Annotated in this window: 1 protein-coding gene; it reads right to left on the bottom strand. The window is 67.9% G+C overall.

Annotation, left to right across the window (positions count from 1 at the left end; all coding sequences use genetic code 11):
* A partial coding sequence (locus AB0C16_RS40490; RefSeq protein WP_357691501.1) for a hypothetical protein occupies positions 1-474 on the bottom strand: 474 nt, incomplete at both ends.

The raw sequence follows: 474 nt of genomic DNA, 5'->3' as shown, positions 1-474 counted from the left end.
AGCCCGTCCTCGAACATCAGCTGCTGGAAGGGGTCGTTGCCCTCCGGGCGGTTCTCCATGCCGTGGTCGCCGAAGAGGTACTCGAACGGGGCGGTGTTGTTGCCCGAGCCGCCCAGCCACTGCTCGGCCACGGCCCGGTTCGCCTCGGTCGCCGCGTCCGTGTCCTTGCCGAAGACGATCGAGTTGGTCACCAAGTCGATGCCGGTCTCGCCCGAGGAGTCCGACGCGCTGCCCTTGCCGCCGCGCTTGTCCTGGCCGCTCTCGCCGTTGTCGCCGCCGACCTCCACCTTGCCGGAGGTCGAACCGCTCTCCACGGTCTGCGTCATGTCGATACGGACGATCTTGCCGGTCTTCTGGTCGCGGGTGACGGTGATCGCGCCGGTGCGGTTCTGCTTGGCTCCCACGGTCCCCTTGATCGGGCCCACGTTCCCGCTCGCCTTGCCCTCCAGTTCGAGCTTGGCGGTGTACGTGTAC

It is taken from the genome of Nonomuraea sp. NPDC048916, from assembly GCF_040649575.1.
Lineage (GTDB): Bacteria > Actinomycetota > Actinomycetes > Streptosporangiales > Streptosporangiaceae > Nonomuraea.
This window is presented reverse-complemented; position numbering and strand designations above follow the sequence as displayed.